Annotated in this window: 4 protein-coding genes; 2 read left to right on the forward strand and 2 right to left on the reverse strand. The window is 71.5% G+C overall.

Translation table 11 applies throughout. From position 1 onward, the window contains the following. Positions 1–84: 84 nt before the first annotated feature. Both ACWGDE_RS34450 and ACWGDE_RS34455 read right to left on the reverse strand, forming a co-directional pair. Positions 85–2658 (reverse strand): ABC transporter permease, encoded by a 2574-nt coding sequence (locus ACWGDE_RS34450; RefSeq protein WP_453392996.1) that lies wholly within the window; start codon positions 2656–2658, stop codon positions 85–87. Beyond that, the gene (locus ACWGDE_RS34455; protein ID WP_453392997.1) at positions 2655–3431 is read right to left on the reverse strand and encodes an ABC transporter ATP-binding protein; all 777 of its coding nucleotides are present in this window, start codon (positions 3429–3431) and stop codon (positions 2655–2657) included. Before ACWGDE_RS34455 ends, ACWGDE_RS34450 begins: the two co-directional genes overlap by 4 nt. 333 nt (positions 3432–3764) lie before the next feature. On the opposite strand from ACWGDE_RS34455, the gene ACWGDE_RS34460 reads away from it, so the two are divergent. Then, on the forward strand, positions 3765–5384 hold the full coding sequence (locus ACWGDE_RS34460; RefSeq protein ID WP_453392998.1) for an MFS transporter: 1620 nt from the start codon (positions 3765–3767) through the stop codon (positions 5382–5384). Positions 5385–5484: 100 nt separating this feature from the next. Continuing rightward, complete coding sequence (locus ACWGDE_RS34465; protein ID WP_453392999.1) at positions 5485–6294, forward strand: hypothetical protein; 810 nt, start codon at positions 5485–5487, stop codon at positions 6292–6294. Positions 6295–6384 lie beyond the last annotated feature (90 nt).

The following is a 6384-nucleotide window of genomic DNA, read 5'->3' on the forward strand; positions in this document are numbered from 1 at the left end:
GGGGTGGACCGGGGCCGGGGCACACCCCCGTACGCCCTGGTGCCGTGACCGGCGGCGTTCGCCGCTCACGGCACCAGGTGACGGCTACTCGCTGGCGATCGCGTTCAGTACGTTCATCCGGCCCGCCCGGAAGGCCGGGAAGAGCGCGGCCAGCAGGCCGACCAGGGCGGAGCCGGCGAAGACTCCGAGGATCGTCGGCCACGGGATCTCGAGGATCTTCATGCCCTGCAGTGCGAGGAGCTGGTGGGCGGTGGCGCCCCAGCCCATGCCCAGGCCCAGGCCCAGCAGGGCGCCGAACAGGGCGATGACCACCGACTCCAGGCGGATCATGCGGCGCAGCTGGCGGCGGGAGAGGCCGATGGCGCGCATCAGGCCGATCTCGCGGGTCCGCTCGACCACGGAGAGGGCCAGCGTGTTCACCACACCCAGGATCGCGACGATGATCGCGAGGGCGAGGAGGGCGTAGACCACGTTCAGCAGCTGGCCCACCTGGTCCTTCAGGGCCTGCTTGTAGTCCGTCTGGTTGAGCACCTGGTACTGCGGGTACTCGGCCAGCGCCGACTTGAGCGCCGCGTACGAGGCCTTCTCCTGGCCGTCCTTCGCGGTGCCCAGCAGCATGAAGGGCCTGGGCAGCTTGTCGGCCGGGACGTTCGCCTCGGCGACGGCGGTGCTGACGTACTTCATGCCCTTGTCGAGGTTGCCGTCGTCGCTGGTGATCGCCGCGACCTTGAGCTTGACGGTGTTGCCGCCGATGAAGGCGACCGTCAGCTCGTCACCGAGCTTCACCTGGTGCTTGGCCGCGTACTCCGAGCCGACCGACATGGCGCCCGGACCGTAGGCCGCCGCGTGCTCGCCGGCGGTCATCTTGCGGCGGATGTCCTTGGCGTACGTCGGGTCCTGGGCGCCGAGGCCGACCGTCTCGGTGGTGCCGTCGGGGGCGGTGATCTTGGCGTCCAGCTCCCGGTACGCGGTGACGTGGGCCATGCCCTGCGTCTTGCGCAGCGCCTCCTCGGCCTGCGGCACGACCGGCTGCCCGGTCTGCGACTCGACGATGAAGTCCGCGCCGACCGACTTGTCGAGCTCGTCGGTGGCGGAGGCCACCATCGAGGAGCCGACCACCGACAGGCAGGCGACCAGCGCGAGGCCGATCATCAGCGCGGCGGCGGTGGCGCCGGTGCGGCGCGGGTTGCGCAGCGCGTTGCGCTCGGCGAGCCGGCCGATGGAGCCGAAGGGCCGCAGGACCGGGGCGGACAGCGCCCTGACCACCACACCCGCGAGGAGCGGGCCGATCACGATGAAGCCGATGAGGGTGAACAGGACGCCCCCGGCCAGCCACAGGGAACCGGGGCCGGCCTTGTCGGCGGCGGCGGCGAGGTACAGGGCCGCGGCGCCGATGCCCGTGAGGACCAGACCGATGGCGGCGCGGATCCGGCCCGCCTTCCTGTCGCCCGGGGTGCCGACCTCGCGCAGGGCGGCCATCGGGGAGACCTTGCCGGCCCGGCGGGCCGGTATGTAGGCGGAGACGACGGTGACGACGACACCGAGGAGGACGCCGATGACCGGGGTGGTCCAGGCGATCGTCAGATCGTCGGTGGACAGGCTCATGCCCATCTGACCCATGAGCTTCATCAGGCCGACGGCCAGGCCGATGCCCGCGCCGACGCCGAGGACGGAACCGACGACACCGAGCAGGAAGGCCTCGACCACGACCGACTTGAGCACCTGGCCGCTGTTGGCGCCGATGGCCCGCATCAGGCCGATCTCGCGGGTGCGCTGGGCGACCAGCATCGAGAAGGTGTTGAAGATCAGGAAGATGCCGACGAGGAAGGCGATCGCGGCGAAGCCGAGCATCACCCACTTCATGATGTCCAGGAAGGACATGTCCTTGCGGTTGGCGTCCGCGGCTTCCTTCGCCGTCTGCAGCTTGTACGTGTCCGCGCCGACCGCGCTCGCGATGTTCGCCTTGAGCTGCGCGTCGCTCACCCCGTCCTTGGCGGTGACGTTGACGTGCGTGAAGACGTCCGGGGCGCCGAGCAGCTTCTGCTGGGCGGTGGCGGTGTCGAAGTAGACGACGGTCGCGCCCGGGTTGGTCACGGTGAACGCGGCGATGCCGCTGATCTTGGAGCGGATGTCGCCGGTGACGGCGATGGTGCGGATGTCGTCACCCAGTGCGAGGTGGTGCTTCTTCGCGGTGTCCCCGTCGATCATCACCTCGGTGGGGCCGCGCGGGGCCTGCCCCTCGATGATCTTCATCGACTTGAGCTCGTTCTCGGTCCAGTTGCCGGCGAAGGTCGGAGCGCCGGTGGTCGAGCCGAGGTTCTCGTTCTTGGAGTTGACGACCGTGACGGCCATCGAGGCGACGCCGCCCTCGACGGAGTTCACGCCCTGCGCCTGCTTGACCCGCTCCAGCGTGGACGCGGGCAGCGCGTCGGGCTTGCCCGTGTCGGGGGTCTCCCCGCTGCTCTCGGCCTTCTTCGGGCTGACCGTGACATCGGCGTTGGTGACCGCGAACAGCTTGTCGAAGGTCGTGTTCATGGTGTCGGTGAACACCAGGGTGCCGCAGACGAAGGCCACGGACAGCATGACGGCGACGGCGGAGAGCGCCATCCGCCCCTTGTGCGCGAAGAAGTTGCGCCGCGCGGTCTTCATGACGGTCATGACGTCCGCCCGCGCGCGTCGAAATCCTTCATCCGGTCCAGGACCTGGTCGGCGGTGGGCCCGTACATCTCGTCCACGATCCGGCCGTCGGCCAGGAAGATGACGCGGTCCGCGTAGGACGCGGCGACCGGGTCGTGCGTGACCATGACGATCGTCTGCCCCAGCTCGTCCACCGAGCGGCGCAGGAAGCCCAGCACCTCGGCGCCGGCCCGGGAGTCGAGGTTTCCGGTCGGCTCGTCACCGAAGATGATCGCGGGACGGGCGGCCAGCGCACGGGCCACCGCCACGCGCTGCTGCTGACCACCGGAGAGCTCGGTCGGACGGTGCTTGAGACGGCCCGCCAGACCCACCGTCTCCACGACCCGGTTCAGCCACTCCGCATCGGCCTTGCGGCCCGCGATGTCCATGGGGAGCGTGATGTTCTCCAGGGCGTTGAGCGTCGGCAGCAGGTTGAAGGCCTGGAAGATGAAGCCGATCCGGTCCCGGCGCAGCTGCGTCAGCTTCTTGTCCTTGAGACCGGTGATCTCCGTCTCGTCCAGGAAGATCTGGCCGCTGCTCACGGTGTCCAGGCCGGCCAGGCAGTGCATCAGCGTGGACTTGCCGGAGCCCGAGGGGCCCATGATCGCGGTGAACTGGCCCGCGTGGATGTCCACGTCCACCGAGTCGAGGGCGACGACGCGCGTCTCCCCGGAGCCGTAGGCCTTGACGACCTGCCGCGCTCGCGCCGCGACGGCACCATGGCCTCCAGTACCCCCGTGCCTGGTTTCGGTCATAGCCGTTGTCACGGTGTTTCCCCTCGCTCGATTCATGCGGTCCGTCTGTTCACTCGAAGTCTGTTGGGCGGGGGGCCGCGGCGCGCTGGTGCCAAGCGCCGTATCCATACGGGTGCTAGCCCTACCCCCCTGGCTTCCCGCCCTGTAGTAACCAGTTAAGGACCGCCGCCGCCCGAGTTCCTCCTCCGCCGGGACGAAGCGCCCCTGGATCCTTGTGAGGAGCAACCCCTAGGGGATCTCGCCCCTGCGGACGAGGCGTCCTCAGGGGATGCCGTCCCCGCACGCGGCGAATGAGAGGCTGTCCGCGCAGGTACGAGCGGGGAAAGGCAGTTCATGGACGCAGGGGAGAGCCCTGGTACGAGCACCGGAGGCGGCGCCACGGGTATACCGGGCGGCACACCCCCGCCGGCCCCCGCGGGCACCCCCGGCGCCACGCCCCCGGCAGCCGCCGCGCCGCCGCCCGCGCGGCCCCGTACCGCCGTCGTCGCCGCGCTGATGCTGGCCATGGGCCTCGTCGCCCTCGACGGCGCCATCGTCTCCACCGCGGTCCCGCAGATCGTCGGCGACCTCGGCGGCTTCGCCGTCTTCTCCTGGATCTTCTCCGGCTACATCCTGGCGAGCACCGTCACCCTGCCCGTCTACGGCAAGTTCTCCGACACCTACGGCCGCAAGCCCGTCCTGCTCTTCGGCATCAGCCTCTTCCTGGTCGGCTCGCTGCTGTGCGCGGCCGCCTGGAGCATGGCCGCCCTCATCGCCTTCCGGATCCTCCAGGGTTTGGGGGGCGGCGCCCTGCAAGGCACCGTCCAGACCCTGGCCGCCGACCTCTACCCGCTGAAGGAACGGCCGCGCATCCAGGCCCGGATGTCGGTGGTGTGGGCCACCTCGGCACTGGCCGGCCCGGCGCTCGGCGGGCTCATCGCCTCGTACGCCGACTGGCGCTGGGTCTTCCTCCTCAACCTCCCGCTGGCCGCCGGCGCCCTGTGGATCATCAACCGCCACCTGGTCGAGCCCACCCGGCCCCCCGGCCGCAGCGGCCCCGTCGACTGGGCGGGAGCGCTCGGCGTCTTCGCCTGCGGCGGACTGCTGCTCTTCGCCCTCGTCCAGGGCGGAGTCGCGTGGCCCTGGCTGTCCGCGCCCTCGCTGGGGCTGTTCGGCGCCAGCGCGGCACTGGGCGCCCTCGTCGTCCGGATCGAACGCCGCGCCGCGCAGCCGATCCTGCCCGGCTGGGTGTGGCGCCGGCGCACCATCGCCGCCGTCAACCTCTCCATGGCCGCGCTCGGCCTGTTGATGGTCGCCCCGATCGTGTTCATGCCGATGTACGCCCAGACCGTGCTCGGACTCGGCCCCACCGGCGCCGGCCTGGTCACCTCCGCCATGACCCTGACCTGGCCCATCAGCGCCGCCTTCGCCCAGCACGTCTACCGGCGCATCGGCTTCCGCAACACCGCCGCCACCGGGGTCGCGCTCGCCGCCCTGATCCTCGGCGCCTTCACCCTGCTCCCCTACCCCGCCCCGGTCTGGCAGCCCGTACTGATCATGCTGCTGCTGGGCGGGGCCCTCGGCCTCTACCAGCTCCCGCTGATCGTCGGGGTCCAGTCCACCGTGGGCTGGGCGGAGCGCGGAACCACGACCGCCTCGGTGCTGTTCTGCCGCAACGTGGGCCAGAGCGTCGGAGCCGCGCTCCTCGGGGCCGTCGCCAACGCCACCATCGCCGGCCGGCTGGCGGACGCCCCGGTCCCGGGGCTGCCGGCCCACCTCGACGACGTGGCCAAGGCCCTCGACCAGCCCCAGCTCCTGTCCCCGGACGCCGCCGAGTTCCTGCGCCGCGCGGTGGCCGCCGCGGGCGACCACATCTTCGCCGGCGCGACGCTGGCGGCGGTGGCCGCGGCCCTGATCCTGCTGCTGGTCGCGCCACGGCGGTTCCCGGTGCTGCCGGAGCAGCGGGAGGAGTGAGGGCGGCGGCGGATTCGGGACCCGCGGGCCCGGGGGCGACTTGTCATGCCCGGGCCGAAGGGGTAACTCTCTGCGGAGACACACTCCCCGGGGGGACCACATGCTCTCAGCACTCTGCGCACTCGCCTTACTCGCCGCCCTCGCGGGTCCCATCGGCCTGAGACTCGTACGCCACCCCGGCTTCGTCACCGGCCGCGACGGACGCCTCTCCACCTCGACCACCCTGGCCCTGGCCTGGACGGTGATCCTGGTCTGGCTGCTGGTCACGACCCTCGCCTACGGGCTCACCGCCGGCGGCGGCACCGAGTGGTTCCGCGGCGCCGACGGCCCGCTCTCCAACCTGACGACCGTCTACCTCCCGCTCCTCGGCGGCCCGTACGCCGCCCTGATCGCGGCGAAGACGGTCGTCGGGATGCGGGTGGAGAGCGGCAGCATGGCCAAGCCCGCGCCGAAGGACACCGCGCGGCGCCCGCTGCACGACCTGATCGCCAACGACGGCGGCCGCACCGACCTCGTCGACCTGCAGTACGTCGCGCTGAGCGCGGTCACGATGCTGTACGTCGTGGCGTTCTTCGTGACGGACGTCGGTGACGGGCTGCCGAAGCTGCCGGCCGAGATGTGGGCGCTGACGGGGGCGCCGGCGGGGGCGTACCTCCTGAACAAGATGGCCGTTCGGGCGAATCCCGTGATCACGCGGGTCTCCGTGGCGGACGGTCAGGTCCTGGTCGAGGGCGGGGGCTTCGGAGAGACTCCGCGGATCGAGGTCGACGCGGTGCCGCTCCCGACCACGGTCACCCCGACGGGGGCCCTGTCGGCCCCCTTCCCGGAGCCGGCCCCCCGCCCCCTGACGGTGGTCGTCACCACCCGCGGCCTCCGCAGCGACCCGTCGCTCTACACCCCGACCCCCTGACGGCGCCGGGCCCGGGGCTTGATCCCCTACCCACCCTTCCACCGTTCCCAGGGCTCCGCCCTGACCTGTCAGGGCCCGGGCTCCGCCCGA

The organism is Streptomyces sp. NPDC054956 (genome assembly GCF_053609185.1).